Raw genomic sequence first — 1,336 nt, 5'->3', positions numbered from 1 at the left:
TGGATTTGCCCCCGTACTTCCGGACACCATCTCACACTAAGGTTGATGAATCGGTCCTACGTCGGAACTCGCGCGGCGAGCGGTATTTCAACGCGCTATGCGGGTGCCTGTCGTTGTAGTGTTCGAACGCGACGGCCAGATTGCGTACAGCGGTCAAAGCGTCAGGCTTGGGCATGAACGCGACGTAGTCGCGCTTCATTGTCTTCACGAAGCTTTCTGCCATGCCGTTGCTCTGCGGACTGCACACGGGCGTCGTGAGCGGCTTCAGACCAATGTCCGAGGCGAACGCGCGCGTCTTTTCTGCAATGTAGCCCGAGCCGTTATCGCTGAGCCATTCGATTTGCGCGGGCGCTTTCCGAACGTTCCCGAAGCGATGCTCGACAGCCGCCAGCATGACGTCACGCACAACGTCACCACTATGACCGCCGGTCGTCGCGGCCCAGCTCATGGCCTCGCGGTCGCAGCAGTCAAGCGCGAAGGTCACACGCAGTGGTTCGCCGTTATCGCAGCGAAACTCGAATCCGTCGGAGCACCACCGCTGGTTGCTCTTCAGCACCGCCACCTTGCCGTCATGCCGCCGCTCGATGCGCGGCCGCGCTGGCCTCCTGTGAAGCAGCAAATCATGCACGCGCATCACGCGATAAACGCGTTTGGCATTCACCGGAGCCTCACATCGCAATTCCCGCTCGCTTCGCAACAGGCCCCAGACGCGTCGATAACCGTAGCTCGGCAAGTCAGCAACGAACAACCGGATTTCGTCGACGAGGCCTGCATCATCCGTTTTCCGTGCGCTGCGGCCGTCCTGCCAGTCAGCGGGCCGCGTGAGCTTTACCGCCATATTCGAGCGCGCTACACCGAGAACGTCACAGACCTGCTTCACTGGTCGTCCCCCGGCAATGAGGGTGAGCGCGCAATCCATTTTCGCGACTTCATCACCTCCACGGCTTCCCGGAGAATCTCATTCTCCATGGTCTTCTTGCCCAGCAGGCGCTGTAGCTCCTTTATCTGCTTCAGCGCGTCGCTCAGTTCAGATGCTGGCACAACTTCTTCGCCAGCACTCACCGCCGACAGGCTGCCGTCCTGATGCAGCTTGCGCCATTGAAACAGCTGATTCGGGTTGATGCCGTGCAGCCGTGCCACCATCGAAACTGTCTTGCCCGGTTCGAATGTCTCTCGAACCATCGCCAGCTTCTCTTCCGCTGACCAGCGCCGTCGGCGCTCAGGTCCCGTCAACACTTCCATCACTTCGTTCTTGTTGTTAGTCATATACACAGTCTTATGCCTACCCGCTATTGTAAGTGGGAGACTGTGTCCGGACTTTCAGGGGGCTGTTCCA

General features: G+C 59.6%; 1 protein-coding gene. It reads right to left on the bottom strand.

The annotated features are described in order from the left end of the window. Nucleotides 1–31: 31 nt before the first annotated feature. Nucleotides 32–1,242, bottom strand: a protein-coding gene (locus tag HV796_RS42455; RefSeq protein ID WP_175233577.1) for an IS3 family transposase whose coding sequence is annotated in 2 segments (ribosomal slippage) — nucleotides 32–924 and nucleotides 924–1,242 — 1,212 coding nt in all. Because the reading frame shifts where the segments join, the coding sequence is not laid out codon by codon here. Nucleotides 1,243–1,336: the final 94 nt, after the last annotated feature.

The sequence above is a fragment of the Paraburkholderia humisilvae genome (assembly GCF_902859855.1).
Classification (GTDB): domain Bacteria; phylum Pseudomonadota; class Gammaproteobacteria; order Burkholderiales; family Burkholderiaceae; genus Paraburkholderia; species Paraburkholderia humisilvae.
Note: the sequence above shows the minus strand (reverse complement) of the source record. Positions and strands in the feature narration are given on the sequence as shown.